This is a genomic window from Rhizobium sp. PAMB 3174 (genome assembly GCF_052908375.1).
On the sequence record NZ_CM128608.1, the window covers coordinates 2,337,912 to 2,359,841 of the forward strand.

Genomic DNA, 21,930 nt, shown 5'->3' on the forward strand with positions numbered 1-21,930 from the left:
TTTTGTTGGATTAACCTAACGTCCCTTTGGTGCTCACCTCGCCATCGATTGCTAACCTAGCCGTTATTCCGAGAACCTGGACCCCGTCGATTGGTTTTTCGCGCCGGATGATTACTAAGGAAGCCCCACATAATTCTTTACATACCATATGTAGGTTTCAGCAATACCGTCGGCTAATTCTGTCTTGGGTTTCCAGCCCATCGATCTGAGCTTCTGGGCGCTCATCAGCTTGCGCGGTGTTCCGTCCGGCTTTGTCAAATCGTAACTGATTGCCCCCTCGAACCCCACCGCACGACAAACGATCTTGGTGAGTTCAAGGATTGAAAGATCCGTTCCACTCCCGACGTTAACATGACCTGTGTCCGAATAATTCGCCATCAAGAACACCAGGGCATCGGCGCAGTCGTCGGCATGCAGGAATTCACGCAGCGGCGATCCCGTTCCCCAGACGACCATTTCCTTGTCGCCCCTGAGCTTCGCCTCGTGTGCCTTGCGAATCAGCGCGGGAAGGACGTGGCTGGAAGTCAGGTCGAAATTGTCGCCGGGGCCATAGAGATTGGTGGGCATGGCGGAAATGAAGTCGCAGCCATATTGCTTGCGAAAGGCCTGGGCGAGCTTGATGCCGGCGATCTTGGCGATCGCGTACCATTCATTGGTCGGCTCCAGCGGACCGGTCAGCAGCGCGTCTTCGGTGATCGGCTGCTCGGCAAGCTTCGGGTAGATGCAGGAGGAGCCGAGGAAGAGAAGCTTTTCGACCCTGGCGCGATACGACGCCTCGATGATATTGGCCTCGATCATCAGGTTGTCGTAGAGGAACTCCGCCGGGCGCGTGTCGTTGGCGAGAATGCCGCCGACCTTTGCCGCGGCCAGGAAGACGGCCTGCGGCTTCTCCCTGGCGATCCAGGCCGACGTGGCGGCCTGGTCGCGAAGATCGGCCTGGTCACGGCCGACCGTCAGGATTTCACAGTCTTCCTGCTGCAGCCGTCGCACGATCGCGGAGCCGACCATGCCGCGATGGCCGGCGACCCATACACGCTTGCCCTTAAGATCGTAGAGGCTCATGTCAGACGCCTTTCGCAACCACGTCGGACTGCATGATGCGAAGGTCTTCCACCACCATTTCGCGCGCAAGCTCCCTGACCGCGGTTTCGTGCCTCCAGCCAAGCTTCTGATGCGCCTTGCCGGGATCGCCGATCAGAAGATCGACTTCGGTCGGGCGGAAATAGCGCGGGTCGACCTCGACGAGAACCTTGCCGGTCGCCGCATCGATCCCCTTCTCCTCGACGCCCTCGCCCTGCCATTGGAGCGTGAAGCCGGCATCGGCAAAGGCCCATTCGACGAAGGTGCGCACCGGGGTCGTCTCGCCGGTCGCAAGCACATAGTCGTCCGGCTCGTCCTGCTGCAGCATCATCCACATGCCTCGCACATATTCGCGCGCATGCCCCCAGTCGCGCTTGGCGTCGAGATTGCCGAGATAGAGCTTGTCCTGCCGGCCGAGCTTGATGGCGGCGGCGGCACGGGTGATCTTGCGGGTCACGAAGGTCTCGCCGCGCAGCGGACTTTCATGGTTGAACAGGATGCCGTTCGAGGCGTGCATGCCATAGGCCTCGCGGTAGTTGACGACAATCCAATAGGCATAAAGCTTGGCGGCGGCATAGGGACTACGCGGATAAAACGGCGTCGTTTCCCGCTGCGGCACTTCCTGGACGAGGCCATAGAGTTCGGATGTCGATGCCTGGTAGAAGCGGGTCTTCTTCTCAAGCCCGAGAATGCGGATCGCTTCCAGAAGCCGCAAGGTGCCGATGCCGTCGGCGTTGGCGGTGTATTCCGGCGTCTCGAAAGACACCTGCACATGGCTCTGCGCCGCAAGATTGTAGATCTCGTCCGGCTGGGTTTCCTGAACGATGCGGATCAGATTGGTCGCATCGGTCATGTCGCCGTAATGCAGGAAGAAGCGGGCGTTCTGTTCGTGCGGGTCCTGATAGATGTTCTCGATGCGCCCGGTGTTGAAAGATGAAGAACGCCGCTTGATGCCGTGGACGACATAGCCCTTGTCGAGCAGAAGCTGGGCGAGATAGGCACCATCCTGTCCGGTGACGCCTGTGATGAGTGCGACCTTGGCTTTATCCGACATTCAATCCGTTTCCGCTGTTCTGATGTGCATCCGGCTGCACTTTGGTGCTGATACGATCATCTGCGCTGGGGCACCGTCTCAAAGACCACTGTTCGAGATGCGTTAGCCGATGTTCGAGGCAAAATAAACCTCTGGGGGCAATTTGCCGGCTTCCTTCACTCCGCGACCCAGTTCGATGTCGCGTTCGTGATCACCTTCTTGATCTTACGGTTGTTGCGCCATTCGCGGCCGATGTCGCGAATAACCGGCACATTGTTGGGCGAGAAGATGTGGTTATTGTAGGGAGCCGCGAAACGCTCCAGTGCGGAGTTGACGCCTGAGTAGAATTGCTTTTCCGGATCGCGCGACACATCCATCAAAGATGCGGCCTTGCGGGCAAAGTCACCGCGCAGGATGGAGGGTGACGTAGTGAATTTCGGAAAGCTCCTGAAGAGCGGGATCTTGATGCCGAGCAGCCGGACGTATTCGTTTCTGCGGTGCAGGTGGCCATTCTTGGCGATGTCCCAGTTCTGGTCGGCGGTGTGGAAAGAGACCTGCATAACCGTGGGATCGGCAAAGTGCTCCAGCATTTCCTCGCCGACCTTGGTAAGGGCGATCCAGTCGTCTTCAAGGTGGAAAACATAGTCGGACTTGGTGGCGCTCCACAATCGCTTCACGGCAGCACCGAAGCCCGGTGCTCCAGGAGTGAAGATTTCCGTCTGCGGAAAATGACTTTTGACGCAAGCCACGCAGGCCGCCTCGTCCTCAACATCGCCGAAGATCGGATCGACATTCACTAAGATATTGCGGATATTGAGGTTCGGAAAGACGCTTGCCGCGAAACTGTCGAGCGTCTGCCCGAGCAAATCGGGCCGCCGGCCGGCGACGATGCAAAGGTCGAGTTCACTGCTTCTCATTTCCGCTACATCCACTTCGATTGCCGCGCCCTGAAGAGAGGCGCAATCCGGGTATATTCACTGTTCATTGTGAGGGGAAGGGGTGAAGATGTTCTTGGACAAGCACGCCGAGCCGCTTATAACGGCAAATAATTTGACGCTTGCTCCGCGCCTCCAAATGACAGGAAGCGGACGACGATACGAATATGGAGACAACTGCCGTTGAATATGAGGATGCGGCTCCAAACCTGAGACAGAGATGGCCAGATACAAAAAGTTCCTGAAAACAAAAGCTCTCGAGATCAGATTATTTTTGCCGAAGGCGAAAACTGAATTTCGGACGAGTATGAAAAAATCGGACTTCTTTTCATTTGCCAATGAAAGCGCACCAACACTTGATACAGATTTACGATTTGCGTTCTTTTCACACAACAAGATTGCTCAGACATCAATCAACAGAAACTTGCTATCAAGTCGCGCCTTGATCTCCAAGGATTCCATGAATCTGTGGAATGTCGCGCTAAAGAAATATGAGCGCATGTGGGACGTGAGACAGCCGTTCGTTTTCACCATTGTGAGAAACCCATATACCCGAACGATGTCAGCCTTCTACTACTTAAAGAAAATCGGAAAGATCGGCGCGAAACGGCAATTCGACGAATTCATGCAATCCGATTTTCTGGATGTTGGCCCCGCCTTTGATCCACATTTCGATCATCAGGAAAAATTCTCCGTTCCGATTGCCAAAATGGGCTTCGACAAGGTCTTGCGCATTGAAGAGATCTCCGATCAGTGGCCGTCAGTTGCCGCGATCATCAAATCCCCCTCGACTTTACCACAATCCAACAAGACGGAAGAGACGAAGGACATCCTCTCGATGCAGCAGAGAACACGGCAGATAATCGAGGAGACCTATGCGAAGGATTTTGCAGGGCTGGGTTACCAGATCATTTCCGAATGATCCTCGCCTGATCTGCTCATAAAATCAAACCTGATGCGGAGTGGAAAGCTGCGGCGTTTTGCTGTGGGCTATCGTCATCTCCAATACACCGATGGCAATTTCGCCACCGGTGCCTTGCCTCACTTTTCGTGCGATAATCTGCATCCAGCTGGCACCCCGAGGCGCGCGTTGCTCTTACCTTGGTGCAGTCGACCATACCACCCGAAAAAGCGCCACCCCAAAAACGCGATAATCGACCGGCCCACTCCGGCAGTTGAACTTAAAAGCATCTTGATTTTGGCCATAAAATCCACGCCATTTTCGACCCCGTACATGTTGAAGTATCGCGCGAGGTATCGTAAATTCGGCTTTACACTCAGAAGGTTGACATAAGCCTCTTATTTTAAAGTAACTGGGTTAGAGTCCCATCCTCTCCTATTGTATTGCAGTCGTCATCAACCTCTATTCCGGCGGGAAAATTGGCCGGTAGCGGGACGCGAGGCAAGGAGGATACCGCAGACGCGCCAGTCGCAGCCATGAGGACCTCCGGCCTTCAAGCGACAAAACCGCCGCCTTGCAATTCGCCGCATTTTTGCGTTCATTGCCGGCTTGACGACAAGAAGCGGAAGCATGGCCTTGAAGATCATATTGCACGTCGGGATGGACAAGACCGGCACCACGTCTCTTCAGCAGAGCTTCCAGACCGGCGCCCTTCGCGGGAACGCCGTCTATGTCTGGCTCGACGGCCAGCCCAATTCTTCGCTGCCCGTCATGCATGCCGTCGAGGCGACGGAGAGCCTCAGGCTCTTCAGCAACCAGCTCGCCGCCTCCGCCAGGACCAACCTCCACATGAAGCTCAACGCCCGCAAGGCGTTCGAACGGCAACTGACCGACGCACAGGACCGGACGGCGGTTATCTCCGGCGAGTTCATCAATTATATGACGGCGGCGGAGACTGCCGACCTCCGGGCATTTCTGGCCGCCTACAGCAGCGATATCACGGTCATCGCCTATGTCCGCCGCCCCAAGGCCTACATCGAAAGCGTCATCCAGCAGATATTCAAGTATGAGTCGCTCCCATTGAGCGCGCTCGTCCAGCACGGACCGAACTACCGCAAGCGGTTCGAGAAATATGACGACATCTTCGGTCGCGAGAAGGTCATCCTGCGGGATTTCGATCCGGCGCTCTTTCCGGAAGGCTGTGTCACACGCGATTTCTGCCGGACACTTGGGCTCGACGTCGACGAAAGCCTCGTCGTGCGGGCCAATGAGAGCCTGTCCAAGCCGGCCGTGCAGATGATGAACCTCTTCCGCCGGCGCTATCCGGGCATCGTCGAGGGCAACGAGCCGCTGATCGGCAAGATGGCCGAGCTCGGCGGCGAAAAGTTCCGGCTGCATTCGAAACATTATCGGCGGCTGTTTGCCGACATGGCGGACGACCTGGCCTGGATCGGGGAGCGTGCGGGCATGGACATGTCGGAAGACATCACCCGCTACGACGGCAAAGGCGCTATCGAAAGCGAGAAAGATCTCCTCGACATCGACAAGGCCGCGGTCGCCTGGCTCATCGAACAGTCCGGGGCGACGGACAAGAAGGCCTCGCTGGTGCGCAAGCAGCCGGAGGAGATCGCCGATCTCGTCAATCGTCTGCGCCTGAAGCTGATCGCTCGGTCCGCGCCCGCCCCCGGTCTGCGCCGCCCTGCTCGCCTGCCCGGCCTGTGACGGTCGACGCGAACTGCGCCTGCCGGCATCGGGCATCTGCCCACGCACTTTGCACCCGCCGCAAAAATGGAATATTTATTTCAGCCATGCGCCTCGGGCGGCGTGGTGACGAGAGGCGAGCTTAAGAGATGCCGAATAGCAAGACGAAGCCAGCGGCGGAACCGCCACGCGATTTCGAAAGCCTGCGAAGCGTCATCCTGCAGCGCAAGGACACGATGCCGAAGCGGCTGGCGCAGGTCGCCGCCTTCGCGCTGGAGCGGCCGGACGACATCGCGTTCGGAACCGCCGCCAGCATCGCGGCGGCGGCGGACGTGCAGCCCTCGACGCTGGTGCGGCTTGCCTATCATTTCCATTTCGACGGCTTTTCCGACATGCAGCGGGTGTTCCGCGAGCGGCTGCGGGAGCGCACCTCGACCTATGAGGAGCGGCTGCACGCGCTTGAACAGAGCACCTTCGACGGCGCCGAGGCCGCCATGCTCAAAGGCTTCCTCAATGCCGCCAGCGCCTCGATCGCGAAGCTCGCCGCGACCATCGATCCCGAAACCTTCATCGCCGCCGTCGAGGTACTGGCCAGGGCAGAAACGATCTATCTCGTCGCCAAGCGGCGCTCCTACCCGCTGACCTCGCACATGGCCTACGCCTTTTCCAAGCTGAAGATCCGGCATTGCGTTGTCGCCTCGCCGAACGGCGTCGATGCGGAAACGATCGAATTCGCCACGCCGCGCGACGCCGCCATCTGCGCCTCCTTCTCGCCCTATGCGGCGGAAAGCCTGGCGCAGACCCGGGCGCTCTTTGCCCGCAAGGTACCGGTCATCGCCATCACCGATTCGGCCTTTTCCCCGCTTGCGGCCTGCGCAACCCACTGGTTCGAGGTCGCCGAGGCCGATTTTGCCGGCTTCCGCTCGCTCTCGGCGTCGGTCGCGCTTGCGAGCGCCCTGCCGGTCGCCATCGCCGAGCGGCGGATGAAATCCGCAGGATCGCCGCCGACCGCATAGATTGAAACACTTATTCCGCATTGACGAAATTTCGGAATGGGTGTTTTATTCTGTCGAAATTTCGTCTGACAAGGCGCAGCAACGCGCCACGCATGGGAGGAAGACATGTCTCGACTGGACCCCGGCTTCAAACCGGAGGCGGCACTCGACGTGATCACCATCGGCCGTTCCTCGGTCGACATTTACGGCCAGCAGATCGGCGCACGGCTCGAAGACACCGCGACCTTCGCCCGCTCGGTCGGCGGCTGCCCGTCCAACATCGCCATCGGCACCGCACGGCTGGGCCTAAAGTCAGCCGTCATCACCCGCGTCGGCGACGAGCAGATGGGCTCCTACATCAAGGAGCAGATGGCGCGCGAAGGTGTGTGCATCGACGGGATCGCCACCGACGACAAGCGCCTGACGGCGCTCGTGTTGCTCGGCGTCGAGAATGACAAGACCTTCCCGACCATCTTCTACCGCGAAAACTGCGCAGACATGGCGCTCGACGAGGGCGACATCGACGAGGGCTTCATCAAGTCGTCGCGCGCTGTGCTCGTCTCCGGCACGCATTTTTCCAAGCCCAACACGGAAGCGGCACAGAAGAAGGCGATCCGCATTGCCAAGGAGAACGGTGCGAAGGTCATCTTCGACGTCGATTACCGGCCCAACCTCTGGGGCCTTGCCGGCCACCGAGCCGGCGAGGAGCGCTACATCGCCTCCGACACCGTCTCCAGCCGGCTGAAGCCGGTGCTGGCCGATTGCGACCTGATCGTCGGCACGGAAGAGGAAGTGCTGATCGCGTCCGGCGAAGGTGATCTGCTCGCCGCCCTGAAGACGATCCGGGCGAACTCCACTGCCACCATCGTCTTGAAGCGCGGGCCGATGGGCTGCATCGTCTATGACGGCGCCATTCCCGACGACCTGGAACAGGGCATTGTCGGCCAGGGCTTTCCGATCGAGGTCTACAACACGCTCGGCGCCGGCGACAGTTTCATGTCCGGCTTCCTGCGCGGCTGGCTGAAGGGCGAGGAGCATGCGACCTCGGCCACTTGGGCGAATGCCTGCGGCGCCTTTGCCGTCTCCCGCCTGCTCTGCTCGCCGGAAATCCCGACCTTCACCGAGCTGCAGTATTTCCTCAAGCACGGCAGCCGCTACCGGGCGCTGCGCAGGGATGCGGACCTTAACCACGTCCACTGGGCTACGACGCGGGTCGCCGGGGACATTCCGCTTCTGATGGCACTCGCCATCGACCACCGCTCGCAACTGACCGACATCACCAGCGCGCTCGGCGTCGGTGAAGACAGGATTTCCGAATTCAAGCGGCTGGCGGTCGCCGCCGCAGCGCGTGTCGCCAAGGGGCGTCCGGGCTACGGTATGCTGATCGACGAGCGCTTCGGCCGCGACGCCTTCTTCGATGCGGCGAAGCAGAATTTCAGCTGGATCGGCCGGCCCGTCGAATTGCCGGGCTCGAAGCCGCTCCGGTTCGAATTCTCGCAGGATATCGGCTCGCAGCTCGTTTCCTGGCCGGTCGGGCATTGCATCAAGTGCCTGTGCTTCTATCATCCCGACGACCCGGCGACGCTAAAGGAAGAGCAGCAGCAGAAGCTGCTGGCGCTCTTCGAGGCGGCCCGCAAGGTCGGCCGCGAGCTGTTGATCGAGATCATCGCCGGCAAGAACGGCCCGATGAAGGATGACACCATTTCGCAGGCGCTGTCGGAGCTTTATGCTCTCGGCATCAAGCCGGACTGGTGGAAGCTGGAGCCGCAGGCCTCGGCGGACGCCTGGAAGAAGATCGACGCGGTGATCACCGAGAACGACCCGTTCTGCCGCGGCATCGTGCTTCTCGGGCTGGAAGCGCCGGCGGAAGAGCTGGAAAAGGCCTTCTCGGCGACGCTTGCGGCACCGACAGTCAAGGGGTTTGCGGTCGGGCGGACGATCTTCGCCCATGCCGCGCGCCAGTGGCTTGCCGGCGACATGGACGACGAGGCGGCGATCGCCGATATGGCCGGACGCTTCGAGCAGCTGACCTCGGCATGGCTGAAGACCCGCGGTCTCTGATCGCGGCGGATCGAACGAAGAGTTAAGAAGACGAATTTTGGGAGGCCCCGATGGGCAAGACAATCCGGCTGACGATGGCTCAGGCCGTCGTGAAGTTCATGCAGAACCAGATGACGGTGATCGACGGCGTCAAGATGCCGATCTTCGCCGGCTGCTGGGCGATCTTCGGCCACGGCAACGTCGCCGGCATGGGCGAAGCGCTCTACCAGGCGAAGAATGATTTCCCGACCTACCGCGCGCACAACGAACAGGGCATGGCCCATTCGGCCGTCGCGTTTGCCAAGGCCTCCTTCCGCCGCCGCTTCATGGCCTGCACGACCTCCATCGGCCCGGGTGCGCTGAACATGGTGACGGCGGCAGGCGTGGCGCATGTCAATCGCCTGCCCGTCCTGTTCTTGCCCGGCGACATCTTCGCCAACCGCGCGCCGGATCCGGTGCTCCAGCAGATCGAGAACTTCGGCGACGGCACCGTCTCGGCCTCCGACGCCTTCAAGCCGGTGTCGCGCTATTTCGACCGCATCACCCGCCCAGAGCAGATCATCACGGCCTTGAGACGCGCCATGCAGGTGCTGACCGATCCCGCCGAATGCGGCCCGGTCACGCTCTCGCTCTGCCAGGACGTCCAGTCGGAAGCCTTCGACTATCCGGCAAGCTTCTTCGACGAGCGTGTCTGGACGACGAACCGTCGCGCCCTGCCCGATCAGGATGAACTGGCAAGCGCGATCTCGCTCATCAAGGCGGCGAAGAAGCCGCTCATCATCGCCGGTGGCGGCGTGCTCTATTCCGGCGCCACTGCGGAACTCACCGCCTTCGCCGAAAAGCACGGCGTTCCGGTCGCGGTCAGCCAGGCGGGCAAGTCGGCGATCGACGAACGCCACCCGCTGGCGCTCGGCTCGGTCGGCGTCACCGGCACGTCTGCCGCCAATGCGTTGGCTGAGGACTGCGACGTCGTGATCGGCATCGGTACGCGCTTCCAGGATTTCACCACCGGCTCATGGGCGCTATTCGGCAACGAGGACCTGAAGATCCTGTCGCTCAACGTCGCGCCGTTCGACGGCGGCAAGCATGACGCACAGCCGCTGATCGCCGACGCGCGCGATGGGTTGCGGCTGATCTCCGAAGGTCTCGGCGACTGGAAGGCGCCCGCCTCGCTGGCGGAGAAGGCTGCGGACGAGAAGAAGACGTGGCTTGCCAGCGTCGACAGGATGTTCTCGCCGGACTTCAAGACCGGCACCGGCCTCCCCTCCGATGCGCAGGTCATCGGCGCGGTCAGCCGTTCGGTCGACCTGGAAAAGTCCATGGTGCTCTGCGCCGCCGGCGGCCTGCCGGGCGAACTGCACAAGCTGTGGCCGGCGACGACGCCAGGCAGCTATCACCTCGAATACGGCTTCTCCTGCATGGGCTACGAGCTTGCCGGAGGCCTGGGGGCAAAGATGGCGCGGCCGGACATGAACGTCGTCGTCATGGTCGGCGACGGCTCCTACATGATGATGAATTCCGAGCTCGCAACGTCGGTGATGATCGGCCAGAAGATCACGGTCGTCCTCCTCGACAATCGCGGCTACGGCTGCATCAACCGGCTGCAGATGGGCACCGGCGGCGCCAACTTCAACAATCTGCTCGACGACAGCTACCATGTCGTTCCGGCGCATATCGACTTCCGCGCCCATGCCGAAGCGATGGGTGCCGTGGCGGTGAAGGTGTCGTCGATCGCAGACCTTGAAAAAGCCTTGAAGGCATCCGAGGCCAACGATCGCTCGACCGTCATCGTCATCGACACCGATCCGCTGACGACCACGGAAGACGGCGGCTACTGGTGGGACGTCGCGGTCCCCGAAGTCAGCCCGCGCAGCGAAGTCAACGAAGCCCGCAAGCGCTACGAGGCCGCCCGCGCGGCCCAGCGCCTCGGCTGAGCCATTCGAGCCCCGGCGAAAAGCCGGGGCCGGCAATTCTGATCATTGTCCATGTCCGGAGACGCCTCTGAAACGCGCGTCTCCGCCGCTCTCAGGAGAGTTTCGATGAAAGCCAAGCTCGGCATGTCTCCCATCGCATGGTGGAACGACGACCTTCCGGACCTGAGCGACGACGTGTCGCTCGAGGAATGCCTGCGCCAGTCGCGCAGCGCCGGTTTCACCGGCATGGAAAAAGGCCGCCGCTTCCCCGACGATCCCGACGTCATGCTGCCGATCCTGAAGGCCGCCGACGTGACGCTGTGCGGCGGCTGGTTTTCCGGTACGCTGGTTGACGAGGAGCTTGCGGCCAACAAGGACCGCATCGCGCCGATGATCGCGCTGTTCAAGGCGGTCAACGCACCCTGCATCGTCTATGGCGAAGTCGGCCGCTCGATCCAGGGCGACCGCTCCAAGCCGCTCGCCACCAAGCCGAAGCTTGCCGATGACGAGATGAAGGCCTATGCCCGCCGCGTCACCGAGTTCGGCGAATGGTGCGCCGACCAGGGCATGCCGCTCTCCTACCACCACCACATGGCCGCCGTCGTCGAAACCGAGCCGGAGCTCGACGCCTTCATGCGCCATTCCGGCGAAGGCATTCCGCTGCTGCTCGATGCCGGGCATCTGGCCTTTGCCGGCGGCGACGTGCTGCGCGCCATCGACAACCATCACGCCCGCATCAACCATGTGCACGTGAAGGATATCCGCCGCTCGGTCGTCGACGCTCTTGATCGCAGCCGCCAGTCCTTCCTCGATGCGGTGGCGCTCGGCGCCTTCACCGTTCCGGGTGACGGCTCGCTCGACTTCGGCGCGATCGTCAAGCGCTTCGCCGATTACGGCTACGAGGGCTGGTTCGTCGTCGAGGCGGAACAGGACCCGAAGAATGCACCGCCGCAGAAGATGGCCGAGATCGGCCATGCGGAGTTGATGCGCGTCATGACCGCCGCCGGTTATACCGTGGAGACCGAGGGTTTCCCGAAGGGCTGAACGACTTTTGACGGCGGCGCGCGCCATGGCCCGCGCCGCCCGAAGCACCATAAAGCGACTGAAAGGGAGAAAACCATGCCCAACCTTCTCGTCAAGCCGAAGGGCGACACAGGCCGTATCACCCATGTGACGCCGGAAAATGCCGGCTGGACCTATGTCGGCTTCGATCTCCATAGACTGAAGGCCGGCGAAACGGTTTCCGCCGATACCGGATCGCGCGAAGTCTGCCTCGTCTGGGTCGCCGGCAAAGGCAAGGCCAAGGCTGCCGGCGAGGATTTCGGCACGGTCGGCGAGCGCATGAGCCCGTTTCAAGGCGCGCCGCACGCGCTCTACGTTCCGGCCGGCTCCAGCTGGTCGGTGACGGCCGAGACCGATCTTGAGCTTGCGGTCTGCTCCGCCCCCGGTGGCGGTGACTACAAGGCAAAGCTGATCCCGCCCGGCACGCATCCGGCACTGACGCGCGGCAAGGGCTCCAATGTCCGCCACGTCAACAACATCATGCCGGAAGACGACAATTCGGCGCATTCGCTGCTGGTCGTCGAGGTCATTACCCCGAACGGCAACACCTCGTCCTATCCGTCGCACAAGCATGACCAGGATGACCTGCCGAACGAAAGCATGCTGGAAGAGACCTATTACCACCGCCTCAACCCGCCGCAGGGTTTTGCGTTCCAGCGCGTCTACACCGACGACCGGTCGCTGGACGAGGCGATGGCGGTCGAGGACGGCGATGTGACCTTGGTCCCGAAGGGCTACCATCCCTGCGCCACCATCCATGGCTACGACCTCTACTATCTCAACGTGATGGCCGGACCGAAGCGGGTCTGGAAGTTCCACAACCAGAAGGAACACGAGTGGCTGGTGAACGCCTGAGCGTTCACAGGCACGAACAGGCAAGCCCCGCCGATCAGAACCAGCGGGGCTTTTCATCGCACCGCAAAATTTCCTGCATTTCCGGCGGAACAAATGCCGGGGTCATGCGTTTGGCTGGGCTAGTTGAATTTACTCTGGGGGTTTGAATGCGATCCACGAACAATGTTCTTTATTTCGTCGTCGGCGCTCTTGTCGTCGTCGTGGCCGGAATGGCCTATTATATCTACGACAAGGAACGTCAGCCCGAAGGCGTCGAGCTCAGCATCGGCAAGGGCGGTATCTCCGTCGAAAAGAAATAACCACAGAATTTCTATTTAAATTGCAAAATTAAATCCTGATGGAAAAACGGCAATTTGAATATGACGACCGCCAAATCGTCATTTCAATTGCCGTTTTTCTTGGCTAGCATTTCCCGATGAGCTCATTTGGGAGGATGCGCCACATGCCCACGACCGTCATGCTTCTCATCGGCACCCGCAAGGGTGCGTTTATCGCCACCAGCGACGCAACCCGGCGCGACTGGACGCTTGCCGGTCCCTTCTGCGACGCCTGGCCGATCAACCACGTGATTGCCGACCCGGCGACCGGCACGATCTATGCCGGCGGTGGCAATGAATGGTTCGGACCGGCGGTCTGGCAGACCTCCGACCGCGGCAAGACGTGGACGCATTCCAACCAGGGCTTCGCCTATCCCGAGGGCCACGATCCGGTCAAATCCGTCTGGAGCCTCGCTGCCGCCCATGGCACGCTGCATGCGGGTGTCGAGCCCGCCGGTCTTTTTCGAAGCGGCGACGGCGGCAAGACTTTCGCCCATGTGGAAGGCCTGCAGGAGCATCCGTCGCGACCGACATGGATGCCCGGCGCCGGCGGCCTGATCCTGCACTCGCTCGTTCCCCATCCCGACGATCCGAACCGTATCTGGGTGGCGATCTCGGCAGCCGGCGTGTTCTACACCGAGGACGGCGGCAAGACCTGGGTCGCACAGAACAAGGGAACCCGCGCCGATTTCATGCCGGAAGACCAGCGCTACCCGGAAACCGGCCAGTGCGTGCACTGTCTGATCATGGCGCCCGGCAAGCCGGACCGGCTCTACCAGCAGAACCATTGCGGCATGTATCGCTGCGACGACGGCGATGCCGCATGGACCAGCATCGAGGACGGGCTGCCCTCCTCCTTCGGCTTCCCGGCGGCGGTGCATCCGCGCGATCCGGACGTGCTCTACCTCATTCCGCTCAACGGCGCCGAACAGGGCCGCTACGTGCCGGACGGCAAGGCCGCCGTCTGGCGCACCCGCGACGCCGGCAAGACATGGGAAGCGCTGCGCAACGGCCTGCCGCAGGAAAACTGCTTCTTCAACGCGCTGCGCCAGTCAATGGCGACGGACCGGCTGGAACCGGCCGGCGTCTATTTCGGCACCAATACCGGCGAACTCTATGTCAGCACGGATGAAGGCGACAGCTGGACGAAGATCTTCGACAACCTGCCGGTCGTCCATTCGGTCGAGACCTATGTCGTCGACTGACACGACCGTCCATGTCGTGCTGCCGGCCTCGCTCGCCGATCTCTTTCCCGGCGCGCCCCGCCGCTTCGATGTCGAGGCGGCCAACGTCCGGGAGCTTATCGACCGGCTGGAGGAGGCATGGCCCGGCATGGGCGGCTTCATCCGCGATTCCCGCCCCGCCATCCGCAAGCACATGGCCATCTTCGTCGATGGCGAGCGGGCGACGCTGAAGACGACGCTCGCGCCCGGCAGCGACGTCTTCATCCTCACCGCCATTTCCGGCGGCTGAAGGGCAAGCTTGCCACTTTCGCACACTTTGCATCCCGATATCTCGGGAGCCCATAAAAGTTTAGGGGTTTCGTTGAGGTCACGGCAATTGTTGCATGGCAGCATCCTTCTCTGACGCAAACCCTTTGAGGAACTCTATGGCTGCTGGTGGATCATCACACCTCTCGTTCGTGAAGTCCGACTTCTACGAGCGGCAATGGGAGCGCTTCCAGGTGAAGCGTCCGGCGCGGATCACCGCCGTCGACATCGGCTTGCGCAAGACCTTCACGCGCAGCTGTCACGTCGTCGACATCTCGCGCGGCGGCGCGGGTCTCGTCATGGACGGACTGCACGGCCTGCCGCCACACTACTACCTCAACATCATCGGCCTTTCGAACCGCATCGGCTGCGCCGAGGTCTACCGGCAGGGAGAGCGCGTCGGCGTGAAATTCATCCAGCCGATCTCCGACCTGCTATTGAGCGAGATCATCCACACCGACTTCCGCAACGCCGCCGACAAGTATCGCAACTGAGCGGCCCGTCCGGCGTTTCATTTCCCACTCTAATTCTCTAAAGTCGGCCGAACCGCCGAGTGAGTCCGAAGGACGCCGACCCGGCCCGTCATCGTTTCCGGCGCAGGTCGCTTCGGCCGCGCCCTCCGGAGGAACCATGGATTGCATCTTCGTTCAGGTCCGCTGCAAGCCCGGCCAGACCTATACCGTCGCCGACCGAATCTATGAGAAAGAGGTCGTCTCCGAGCTCTACTCGACCAGCGGCGACTACGACCTGATCGCCAAGATCTATGTTCCCGACGGCCACGACGTCGGCCGCTACGTCAACGATATCTTCCAGGATATCGCCCATGTCGAGCGGACGCTGACGACGCTGACCTTCCACGCCTTCTGATCCCAGCTTCCGTCCTGTCACAATTCCCGGCGTCACGCCCGCGAGGCGACCGACGCCGGCTTGCGCCGGCCAGATTTGCCCCTATTGTTGGCGCAACGACAAAATTCCGGGAAACACTTGAAATCATGTCCGCCTTTTCGCGCTTCACACCGCTGATCGAGAGCCTGCCCGCAACCGTGCCTTTCGTCGGCCCGGAAGCCATCGAGCGTAACCGCGGACTGAAGGTGAAGGCGCGCATCGGCGCCAATGAAAGCGGCTTCGGCCCGGCGCCCTCCGTCATCGCCGCCATGCGCGAGCATGCGCCGTCGGTCTGGACCTACAACGATCCGGAGAACTTCGCCCTGAAGACGGCGCTTGCCGGCTTCCTCGGCACGAAAGCAGGGAACATCGCCATCGGCGAAGGCATCGACAGCCTGCTCGGCCATATCGTCCGGCTCGTCATCGAGAAAGGCATGCCGGTCGTCACATCGTTCGGTGCCTATCCGACCTTCAACTTCCATGTCGCGGGCTTCGGCGGGCGGCTGGTCACCGTTCCCTACCGCGACGACCGCGAGGATCTCGATGCGCTGCTCGACGCCGTGCGCCGTGAAAACGCGCCGCTTGTCTATTTCGCCAATCCCGACAATCCGATGGGCAGCTGGTGGGATGCCGACAGCATCGCCGCCTTCGCGAAGGCCCTGCCGGAGACCACGCTTCTGGTGCTGGACGAAGCCTATAGCGAGACGGCACCGGCGGGCAGCATTCCGCCGATAGAGGCGCTGATCGACCTGCCGAACGTCATCCGCACGCGCACATTCTCCAAGGCCTACGGACTTGCCGGCATGCGCATCGGCTATGCGATCACGACGCCGGGCACGGCGCAGGCCTTCGACAAGATCCGCAACCATTTCGGCATGAACAAGCTGGCCACCGAAGCCGCCCTCGCGGCGCTGGCCGACCAGGCCTATCTGCGTGAGGTGATCGGCCGTATCGCCGCATCGCGCGCCGAAATCACCCGGATCGCCGGCGACAACGGCCTTTCCGCCCTGCCCTCGGCCACGAATTTCGTCGCCATCGACTGCGGCCGCGACGGCACCTATTCGCGCGCCATCGTCGACGGGCTGATGGAGCATGGCGTCTTCATCCGCATGCCGGGCGTCGCGCCGCTCAACCGCTGCATCCGCATCAGCTGCGGCGTCGAGGCCGATATGGCGCTTCTGGCGGAAGCTCTGCCGAATGTGCTGGAAGCGATCAGCTGACCGCTTCCGGATGCGCGATGCGCGGCCGGCCGCTGGCGGTCGCCACCATATGCGCCTCGATGAAGGACCGGCGGCCTTCGATCTCCGCCGTCTTCAGTTCCGTAGACACCTGAATGTCGGCCTCGTCCGTGCCGGCATCCACGGCGCGTCGGGCGACGATTGCACGCAGGCGGTCTTCGGCGGCGGCGAGTGCCTGCTCCTCTGTGGTGAAATCCTCGATGCCGTCCGGCCCCATGACACGGAACAGTCCCTCGACCGGCTGGCTGATCTGTGCTTCCGCCGAGACGCGCACCTGGCCGACGACCGCGCCGAGTGCATTGGCCACGTCCGCATCCTCCGGCACGATGCAGTCGCCGCCGACAAGCGCCGGCAGGTTGCGGTAGTGCAGGCCGGCCGACGCACCGAGGCCGATTACCGGCCGGTCGAGCGAGACCGACAGTTTCGCCACACCCGGGACCTTGTCGATGGCCCGCTGCACCAGCTGGCTTGCGACCATGGCCGCACCATCAAGTCCATCCTCACCGAAGGCGGTCTCGAAGATGACTTCCGCCGAAAGCCGTGTCAGCTGCTTCAACACCAGCCCGGCGAAGACCTCGCCCGACGCCGCAAGCGGCTGGCCGCGCCCGTCCTTCTGGCGACAGAAGAGTTCGGCGCCCATCTTCGCGGCTTCAGAATTCCAGATCGACTGCAGGCCGAGCGCATGGGCAGCGTCCGACGGCGTGAAGCCGACGATGTGGACCACCCCTCGGGCGACGAGCCGGGCGAGGACCGCCGTCTGCGCCGAATAGGCGAGCAGCGTTTCGAGCGGCTGCGGCACGTCGCCAATCTTGGCGTAGACCGCGCTCTCACTCTGCGACAGGCCGGCGGCAAGGCGGGCCGGAACGCCGGTTCTCACCGCAAAACGTCCGTCGTGACGGCCGTTGCCCGAGGCGCGCAGCTGGCGCTCCAGCACCGCGGTGACTGCATCGCCATGCAGATGAGCGGCAAGCGACAGCGGCACGATGCGGCGCGGACCGAGCAACAGCTTCGGCTTCAAGCCGCCCTGCTCCATCGCCACCTCACTGTCGCCGCCGAGCCCGAAGGTGCGCATGGCGACGGCCTCGACCATTGTGCGGTAGCCGCCGACGGTCGCGCCTTCCGGGCTCAGCCGCGGCCTGCCGCCGGCGAGAACGGCGACATCGGTCGTGGTGCCGCCGATATCGGAGACGATGGCGTCGTCGAGGCCGGTCAGGTGGCGCGCGCCGACAAGGCTTGCTGCCGGGCCGGAGAGGATCGTCTCGACCGGCTTCAGCCGCGCCGAGGCGGCCGAAATCAGCGCGCCGTCGCCGCGCACGATCATCAGCGGCGCATCGATGCCACGCGTCGCAAGATAGCCTTCGGTGGCATCGACAAGCCGGTCGATCATCGAGATCAGCCGGGCGTTCAGGAGCGTCGTCAGCGCCCGTTTCGGGCCGCCGAGCTTGGCCGACAGTTCATGGCTCATCGTCACCGGCAGGCCGGTCGCCGCGACGATCCGGTCGCGCACGGCGATCTCGTGGGCGGGATTGCGGACGGCGAACTGGCCGCAGACGGCAAAGCCGGAAACGCTTTCGGCAAGTGCGGGCAGCGCTTCATCCAGCGCATCCATGACCAGCGGCTGGGCGTTGCCGAAGACATCGTGACCGCCGGGGCAGACGACCAGCGGATCGGAGCCCAGAGCCTCCTTCAGCCCGTTCTTGGAAAGCTCCGCCTCGCCGAAGCCGATCAGCACCAGCGCCACGCGACCGCCCTGCCCCTCGACCAGCGCATTGGTGGCGAGCGTCGTCGAGATCGACACGAGCCGGATCTGATGCGGCGGGCATTGCGACTGCGCCAGAACGGCCTCGACGGCGTTCGAAATGCCGATGGCGAGGTCATGGCGGGTCGTCAGCGCCTTGGCCTTGGCGACGATGCCGGTCGCCTCCGACCAGAGAACGGCATCGGTATAGGTTCCGCCGGTGTCGATACCGAGAAACAGCGGAGCCTCAGAGGTATGCAGCATTTCCAATTCGACAGGCTCCTGGTGGCGCGGGGCTGACGCGGCATGATGGCGATGACCAGACATACTGCGCCCGGCTTTTCCTTGGCAATGGGGAGTTTCGCGCCGATGCCCGATCCGGCAGCGCTACGCCGCCGGGGCCGGCACGGCAGTGCGGACGCCCCAGCGCAGGGTGACGCCGAGGCTGGCGATCAGGATGGCGGCGAAGCCGGCATACTGGACCGGCACCAGATGGTGGCCATAGACGACGGCATCGGCAAGGATAGCGCTGACCGGATAGAGGAACAGGAGGACGGCGGCGAGCGGTGTCGAAAGCTTCGGCAGCGCGCCGTAAAGCAGGACATAGACCCCGCCCGTATGCACCAGGCCGATCAGCAGGAACCAGCCCCATTGGCCGGATGTCACCTGCAGCGGACCGAGGGGTGCGGCGGCAAACAGCAGCAACGTGCCGCAGAGGCATTGGACGGTCACGAGCTGCGGCGCGTTCATGCCTTTCAGCCCCTTGGCGATCAGCGTCACCAGCGCATAGAGGACCGCGCCGCCGAGCGCGCAGGCAAGGCCGAGCAGATAGGACCCGCCCGGCAGGACGCCGCCCTCGCCGATATCGGTCGCCAGCACCAGCCCGGCCAGCGCCAGAAGGATCCACGCGCATGTCGCGAGATGCAGCCGCTCGCGGAAGAACAGTGCGCCAAGAAGCACCACGATCAGGGGCTGAACGTGAAAGACGATGGTCGAGACGGCAATACCGATGTGCTGGATCGCCGTGAAGAACAGCACCCAGTTGCCGACCATCAACAGGCCGCTGGCGCAAGCCAAGGCGAGAACGCCCGCCGGCAGGCGCAGGAGCGCCGTCAACCGGCCGCGCCAGGCCGCATGCAGCGCCAGCGCCAGGCCGCCGATCAGGCAGCGGTAGAAGGTGACGGAGATGGGATCGGCGCCGCTTTCGACGACGCTGACGCCGAGCGTACCGAGCAGCGTCTGCGCGGCCATGACGCCGAGAATGCCTTGCGTCTGGCGGGTGATCATCGGCCTCTCCTTCTGCCTGCTGCCGATGAAAATCCTAGCGTCGTTGATTCATTTCACAATCAATATAGTCTGGCGGCATTATTCAGCTTTTCGAGGCAATCATGCAGCTCGACCATGTCCTGCTCCGCACCTTCGTCGCCTGCGTCGACACGATGAGCTTTGCCCGTGCGGCGCAAAGGGTGAACCGCTCGCCGGCGACGATCTCCAGCCAGATCGCCCGGCTGGAGGCGGAGGTGGGCACGCTGCTCTTTGTCCGCGACACCCGCAACCTGGCGCTGACGCGGGCCGGCGAGCAGATGGAGGCGCATGCCCGGCGCATTCTCCGGTTGCATGACGAGGCGGTGGAGGCCTTCCGCAAGCCGGACGTGGCGGGATCAATCCGCATCGGCGCGCCGGAAGACTACGTCGCCAACATCCTGCCGCCGGTGCTCAGGCGCTTCAGCCTTTCCTTCCCCAAGGTGGAGATCAAGGTCGTCTGCGCGCAGTCGACGGTGCTCGTTCCGCAGGTTCGAAACGGCGAGATCGATCTGGCCGTCGTCACCCGCTCGCGCGGCGTCGAGGGACAGCTTTTGCGGCGCGAGCCGATGATCTGGATCGCCTCGCACGACCGCGTGGCGCTGGAGAGACGGCCGCTCCCCGTCGCCCTGTTCGAGCCCGGCAGCCAGGCGCGGCACGTGGTGCTGGCGGCGCTGACGCGCAGCAACATCCCGTTTCGCGCGGCCTATGAGAATGTCAGCCAGTCGGCGCTGCTGACGGTCGTCGAGGCCGGGCTGGCGGTGGCCAGCGTGGCGCGCATGTCGGCACCGCCAAGCGTCGCGCAGCTGACCGAGGCCGACGGCCTGCCGGCGCTCGATGCGGTGGAAATCGCCCTCGTCCGCAGCACGGGCTCCCACAACCGGCTTGGCGACGAGATGGCGGAGGCCATCTGCCAGCGTGCCGACGCCGCGCTCTAACGGCGGCCCGGCGCGGCGGACATCAAAAAATCCCGCATTGCCTCTTGCGAATCGAATAAGTATTGACTTATGTATTATGCATGATCGAGAACGATATCTTCCGGGCGCTCGCCGACCCGACCCGCCGCACGATTTTCGAGAAGCTGGCCGCCGGCCGGCAGAATGCCAGCGCGCTGCGCGAGGGCATGACAATCAGCCAGCCGGCGATGTCGCAGCATCTCGCCGCCCTGCGCGACGCGGGCCTCGTGCGCGAGGAGCGGCAGGGCCGCTTCGTCCATTACGAGGTAGATCCGGACGGGCTGGCGGCGATCGCGCAATGGCTTTCAAGATACCGGGCCTACTGGCCCGCCCGCATCGATGCGCTGAAAGATCTCCTGAAGGACATGGACCAATGATGGACGCCACGACAGACAAGACCGCGCCCCTCCGCCTCGACTACGCGCTCGACGCGCCGCCAGAAAAGGTCTGGCGCGCCATCAGCCTGGCGGAGTTCCGCCGGCGCTGGCTGCCGGACGGTGCGCTGTCCGGGGACGACGGCACGACTATCGTGCCCGGCCGCGAGGTGCGCTACCGGCTGCGCGACAGCGCCCCGCCCTTCCTCGAAAGCGACGTCACCTTCCGCATCACGCCCGACCCCGCCGGCGGCACCTCACTGCAGATCGTCCAGCAGCTGACGGCCGAGAGCCTGGAACGGCTCAGGCGGGCGGCGGCCAACGATGACGGGCCGATGCTGATGCTCGCCGCCTGACGGGCCTAAGCCCCCAACCCTTCGCAACACCAGACATGATTGGAGTTCGCCGATGCGCGAAGCGATGCAACTCGTCCCCATGGTCGTCGAACAATCGAGCCGCGGCGAGCGGTCGTTCGACATCTATTCCCGTCTGCTGCGCGAGCGGATCATCTTTTTAAACGGCGAGGTCAACGACGCCGTCGCGGCGCTGGTCTGTGCGCAGTTGCTGCTGCTCGAATCCGAAAACCCGAAGCGGCCGATCCACCTCTATATCAATTCGCCGGGCGGTGTGGTGACCAGCGGGCTCGCCATGTACGACACGATGCAATATATCCGCGCGCCGGTGCACACGCTCTGCATGGGCACGGCCCGCTCCATGGGCTCCTTCCTGCTGATGGCCGGCGAAGCGGGCGAGCGCGCGGCGCTGCCGAATGCCAGCATCCATATCCACCAACCCTTGGGCGGCTTCCAGGGCCAGGCCTCAGACATGCTGATCCACGCCGAGGAAATCCGCCGCACCAAGCACCGCATGACGCGGCTCTATTCCGAACACTGCAGGCGCAGCTACGACGAGTTCGAAGCCGGCATGGACCGCGACCGCTTCATGACCGCCGAGGAAGCGCTGGAATGGGGGCTGATCGACCGGATCTTGAGGGTGCGGGAGGATTGAGGCTTCGATCGGCTGCGTCGCACACCGATCCGGAGATCGGCGGTCTCCGGACCCGAAGACCGGAAGCCCTCTCTCGTTGCAAACTGTCAAACAACCGAAAGACAGCC

Annotated in this window: 22 protein-coding genes; 17 read left to right on the plus strand and 5 right to left on the minus strand. The window is 63.0% G+C overall.

What is annotated here, in order from left to right:
- Nucleotides 1–114 precede the first annotated feature (114 nt).
- From fcl to ACU5AY_RS11215, 3 genes are all read right to left on the minus strand, one after another.
- Complete coding sequence (gene fcl, locus ACU5AY_RS11205; protein ID WP_446826264.1) at nucleotides 115–1,062, minus strand: GDP-L-fucose synthase; 948 nt, start codon at nucleotides 1,060–1,062, stop codon at nucleotides 115–117.
- A 1-nt stretch (nucleotide 1,063) separates the two neighbouring features.
- Complete coding sequence (gene gmd, locus ACU5AY_RS11210; RefSeq protein ID WP_446826265.1) at nucleotides 1,064–2,134, minus strand: GDP-mannose 4,6-dehydratase; 1,071 nt, start codon at nucleotides 2,132–2,134, stop codon at nucleotides 1,064–1,066.
- Between the two features lie 155 nt (nucleotides 2,135–2,289).
- On the minus strand, nucleotides 2,290–3,030 hold the full coding sequence (locus tag ACU5AY_RS11215; protein ID WP_446826266.1) for a glycosyltransferase family 2 protein: 741 nt from the start codon (nucleotides 3,028–3,030) through the stop codon (nucleotides 2,290–2,292).
- A 238-nt stretch (nucleotides 3,031–3,268) separates the two neighbouring features.
- Here ACU5AY_RS11215 and ACU5AY_RS11220 point away from each other — a divergent pair, with 238 nt between their 5' ends.
- From ACU5AY_RS11220 to ACU5AY_RS11280, 13 genes are all read left to right on the plus strand, one after another.
- Nucleotides 3,269–3,970, plus strand: coding sequence for a sulfotransferase family 2 domain-containing protein (locus ACU5AY_RS11220; protein WP_446826267.1), 702 nt, complete (start codon nucleotides 3,269–3,271; stop codon nucleotides 3,968–3,970).
- A 609-nt stretch (nucleotides 3,971–4,579) separates the two neighbouring features.
- Entirely contained in the window at nucleotides 4,580–5,671 is a 1,092-nt protein-coding gene (locus tag ACU5AY_RS11225; protein WP_446826268.1) for a hypothetical protein, read from the plus strand.
- A 128-nt stretch (nucleotides 5,672–5,799) separates the two neighbouring features.
- Nucleotides 5,800–6,666 (plus strand): MurR/RpiR family transcriptional regulator, encoded by an 867-nt coding sequence (locus ACU5AY_RS11230; RefSeq protein WP_446826269.1) that lies wholly within the window; start codon nucleotides 5,800–5,802, stop codon nucleotides 6,664–6,666.
- A gap of 105 nt (nucleotides 6,667–6,771) precedes the next feature.
- Nucleotides 6,772–8,706, plus strand: coding sequence for a bifunctional 5-dehydro-2-deoxygluconokinase/5-dehydro-2-deoxyphosphogluconate aldolase (locus ACU5AY_RS11235; RefSeq protein ID WP_446826270.1), 1,935 nt, complete (start codon nucleotides 6,772–6,774; stop codon nucleotides 8,704–8,706).
- A 50-nt stretch (nucleotides 8,707–8,756) separates the two neighbouring features.
- Nucleotides 8,757–10,619: a 3D-(3,5/4)-trihydroxycyclohexane-1,2-dione acylhydrolase (decyclizing) gene (gene iolD / locus ACU5AY_RS11240; RefSeq protein ID WP_446826271.1), complete on the plus strand. Its 1,863-nt coding sequence runs from the start codon at nucleotides 8,757–8,759 to the stop codon at nucleotides 10,617–10,619.
- A 105-nt stretch (nucleotides 10,620–10,724) separates the two neighbouring features.
- Entirely contained in the window at nucleotides 10,725–11,642 is a 918-nt protein-coding gene (gene iolE / locus ACU5AY_RS11245) for a myo-inosose-2 dehydratase (protein ID WP_446826272.1), read from the plus strand.
- A 75-nt stretch (nucleotides 11,643–11,717) separates the two neighbouring features.
- Nucleotides 11,718–12,515: a 5-deoxy-glucuronate isomerase gene (gene iolB / locus ACU5AY_RS11250; protein WP_446826273.1), complete on the plus strand. Its 798-nt coding sequence runs from the start codon at nucleotides 11,718–11,720 to the stop codon at nucleotides 12,513–12,515.
- A 146-nt stretch (nucleotides 12,516–12,661) separates the two neighbouring features.
- A complete protein-coding gene (locus tag ACU5AY_RS11255; RefSeq protein ID WP_446824793.1) occupies nucleotides 12,662–12,814 on the plus strand; it encodes a hypothetical protein in 153 nt (50 codons plus the stop codon).
- A 143-nt stretch (nucleotides 12,815–12,957) separates the two neighbouring features.
- The gene (locus tag ACU5AY_RS11260; protein WP_446826274.1) at nucleotides 12,958–14,037 is read left to right on the plus strand and encodes a WD40/YVTN/BNR-like repeat-containing protein; all 1,080 of its coding nucleotides are present in this window, start codon (nucleotides 12,958–12,960) and stop codon (nucleotides 14,035–14,037) included.
- Nucleotides 14,024–14,305: a MoaD/ThiS family protein gene (locus ACU5AY_RS11265; RefSeq protein WP_446824795.1), complete on the plus strand. Its 282-nt coding sequence runs from the start codon at nucleotides 14,024–14,026 to the stop codon at nucleotides 14,303–14,305. The genes ACU5AY_RS11260 and ACU5AY_RS11265 overlap by 14 nt, the downstream gene beginning before the upstream one ends.
- A 136-nt stretch (nucleotides 14,306–14,441) precedes the next feature.
- Complete coding sequence (locus tag ACU5AY_RS11270; RefSeq protein ID WP_446824796.1) at nucleotides 14,442–14,816, plus strand: PilZ domain-containing protein; 375 nt, start codon at nucleotides 14,442–14,444, stop codon at nucleotides 14,814–14,816.
- Nucleotides 14,817–14,952: 136 nt separating this feature from the next.
- A complete protein-coding gene (locus ACU5AY_RS11275; RefSeq protein ID WP_261930684.1) occupies nucleotides 14,953–15,189 on the plus strand; it encodes an Lrp/AsnC ligand binding domain-containing protein in 237 nt (78 codons plus the stop codon).
- A 125-nt stretch (nucleotides 15,190–15,314) separates the two neighbouring features.
- Complete coding sequence (locus ACU5AY_RS11280) at nucleotides 15,315–16,427, plus strand: pyridoxal phosphate-dependent aminotransferase (protein ID WP_446826275.1); 1,113 nt, start codon at nucleotides 15,315–15,317, stop codon at nucleotides 16,425–16,427.
- Here the strand turns inward: ACU5AY_RS11280 and ACU5AY_RS11285 are convergent.
- Complete coding sequence (locus ACU5AY_RS11285) at nucleotides 16,420–18,447, minus strand: hydantoinase/oxoprolinase N-terminal domain-containing protein (protein ID WP_446826276.1); 2,028 nt, start codon at nucleotides 18,445–18,447, stop codon at nucleotides 16,420–16,422. The two genes, ACU5AY_RS11280 and ACU5AY_RS11285, sit on opposite strands and share 8 nt — an antisense overlap.
- 123 nt (nucleotides 18,448–18,570) lie before the next feature.
- The gene (locus ACU5AY_RS11290) at nucleotides 18,571–19,470 is read right to left on the minus strand and encodes a DMT family transporter (RefSeq protein WP_446826277.1); all 900 of its coding nucleotides are present in this window, start codon (nucleotides 19,468–19,470) and stop codon (nucleotides 18,571–18,573) included.
- Between the two features lie 101 nt (nucleotides 19,471–19,571).
- Here ACU5AY_RS11290 and ACU5AY_RS11295 point away from each other — a divergent pair, with 101 nt between their 5' ends.
- From ACU5AY_RS11295 to ACU5AY_RS11310, 4 genes are all read left to right on the plus strand, one after another.
- Nucleotides 19,572–20,423 carry a LysR substrate-binding domain-containing protein gene (locus tag ACU5AY_RS11295; RefSeq protein WP_446826278.1) on the plus strand — a complete coding sequence of 284 codons (852 nt, stop codon included), beginning with the start codon at nucleotides 19,572–19,574 and terminating at the stop codon, nucleotides 20,421–20,423.
- A gap of 80 nt (nucleotides 20,424–20,503) precedes the next feature.
- The gene (locus ACU5AY_RS11300) at nucleotides 20,504–20,818 is read left to right on the plus strand and encodes an ArsR/SmtB family transcription factor (protein ID WP_446826279.1); all 315 of its coding nucleotides are present in this window, start codon (nucleotides 20,504–20,506) and stop codon (nucleotides 20,816–20,818) included.
- A complete protein-coding gene (locus ACU5AY_RS11305; RefSeq protein WP_446826280.1) occupies nucleotides 20,815–21,171 on the plus strand; it encodes an SRPBCC family protein in 357 nt (118 codons plus the stop codon). Before ACU5AY_RS11300 ends, ACU5AY_RS11305 begins: the two co-directional genes overlap by 4 nt.
- A gap of 52 nt (nucleotides 21,172–21,223) precedes the next feature.
- Nucleotides 21,224–21,823: an ATP-dependent Clp protease proteolytic subunit gene (locus ACU5AY_RS11310; RefSeq protein WP_446826281.1), complete on the plus strand. Its 600-nt coding sequence runs from the start codon at nucleotides 21,224–21,226 to the stop codon at nucleotides 21,821–21,823.
- The last annotated feature ends 107 nt before the right edge of the window (nucleotides 21,824–21,930 follow it).

Coding starts and splice junctions, on each gene's coding strand:
- fcl (WP_446826264.1), bottom strand. CDS start 1,062: ATGAGCCTCTACGATCTTAAGGGCAAGCGTGTATGGGTCGCCGGCCAT.
- gmd (WP_446826265.1), bottom strand. CDS start 2,134: ATGTCGGATAAAGCCAAGGTCGCACTCATCACAGGCGTCACCGGACAG.
- ACU5AY_RS11215 (WP_446826266.1), bottom strand. CDS start 3,030: ATGAGAAGCAGTGAACTCGACCTTTGCATCGTCGCCGGCCGGCGGCCC.
- ACU5AY_RS11220 (WP_446826267.1), top strand. CDS start 3,269: ATGGCCAGATACAAAAAGTTCCTGAAAACAAAAGCTCTCGAGATCAGA.
- ACU5AY_RS11225 (WP_446826268.1), top strand. CDS start 4,580: ATGGCCTTGAAGATCATATTGCACGTCGGGATGGACAAGACCGGCACC.
- ACU5AY_RS11230 (WP_446826269.1), top strand. CDS start 5,800: ATGCCGAATAGCAAGACGAAGCCAGCGGCGGAACCGCCACGCGATTTC.
- ACU5AY_RS11235 (WP_446826270.1), top strand. CDS start 6,772: ATGTCTCGACTGGACCCCGGCTTCAAACCGGAGGCGGCACTCGACGTG.
- iolD (WP_446826271.1), top strand. CDS start 8,757: ATGGGCAAGACAATCCGGCTGACGATGGCTCAGGCCGTCGTGAAGTTC.
- iolE (WP_446826272.1), top strand. CDS start 10,725: ATGAAAGCCAAGCTCGGCATGTCTCCCATCGCATGGTGGAACGACGAC.
- iolB (WP_446826273.1), top strand. CDS start 11,718: ATGCCCAACCTTCTCGTCAAGCCGAAGGGCGACACAGGCCGTATCACC.
- ACU5AY_RS11255 (WP_446824793.1), top strand. CDS start 12,662: ATGCGATCCACGAACAATGTTCTTTATTTCGTCGTCGGCGCTCTTGTC.
- ACU5AY_RS11260 (WP_446826274.1), top strand. CDS start 12,958: ATGCCCACGACCGTCATGCTTCTCATCGGCACCCGCAAGGGTGCGTTT.
- ACU5AY_RS11265 (WP_446824795.1), top strand. CDS start 14,024: ATGTCGTCGACTGACACGACCGTCCATGTCGTGCTGCCGGCCTCGCTC.
- ACU5AY_RS11270 (WP_446824796.1), top strand. CDS start 14,442: ATGGCTGCTGGTGGATCATCACACCTCTCGTTCGTGAAGTCCGACTTC.
- ACU5AY_RS11275 (WP_261930684.1), top strand. CDS start 14,953: ATGGATTGCATCTTCGTTCAGGTCCGCTGCAAGCCCGGCCAGACCTAT.
- ACU5AY_RS11280 (WP_446826275.1), top strand. CDS start 15,315: ATGTCCGCCTTTTCGCGCTTCACACCGCTGATCGAGAGCCTGCCCGCA.
- ACU5AY_RS11285 (WP_446826276.1), bottom strand. CDS start 18,447: ATGCTGCATACCTCTGAGGCTCCGCTGTTTCTCGGTATCGACACCGGC.
- ACU5AY_RS11290 (WP_446826277.1), bottom strand. CDS start 19,470: ATGATCACCCGCCAGACGCAAGGCATTCTCGGCGTCATGGCCGCGCAG.
- ACU5AY_RS11295 (WP_446826278.1), top strand. CDS start 19,572: ATGCAGCTCGACCATGTCCTGCTCCGCACCTTCGTCGCCTGCGTCGAC.
- ACU5AY_RS11300 (WP_446826279.1), top strand. CDS start 20,504: ATGATCGAGAACGATATCTTCCGGGCGCTCGCCGACCCGACCCGCCGC.
- ACU5AY_RS11305 (WP_446826280.1), top strand. CDS start 20,815: ATGATGGACGCCACGACAGACAAGACCGCGCCCCTCCGCCTCGACTAC.
- ACU5AY_RS11310 (WP_446826281.1), top strand. CDS start 21,224: ATGCGCGAAGCGATGCAACTCGTCCCCATGGTCGTCGAACAATCGAGC.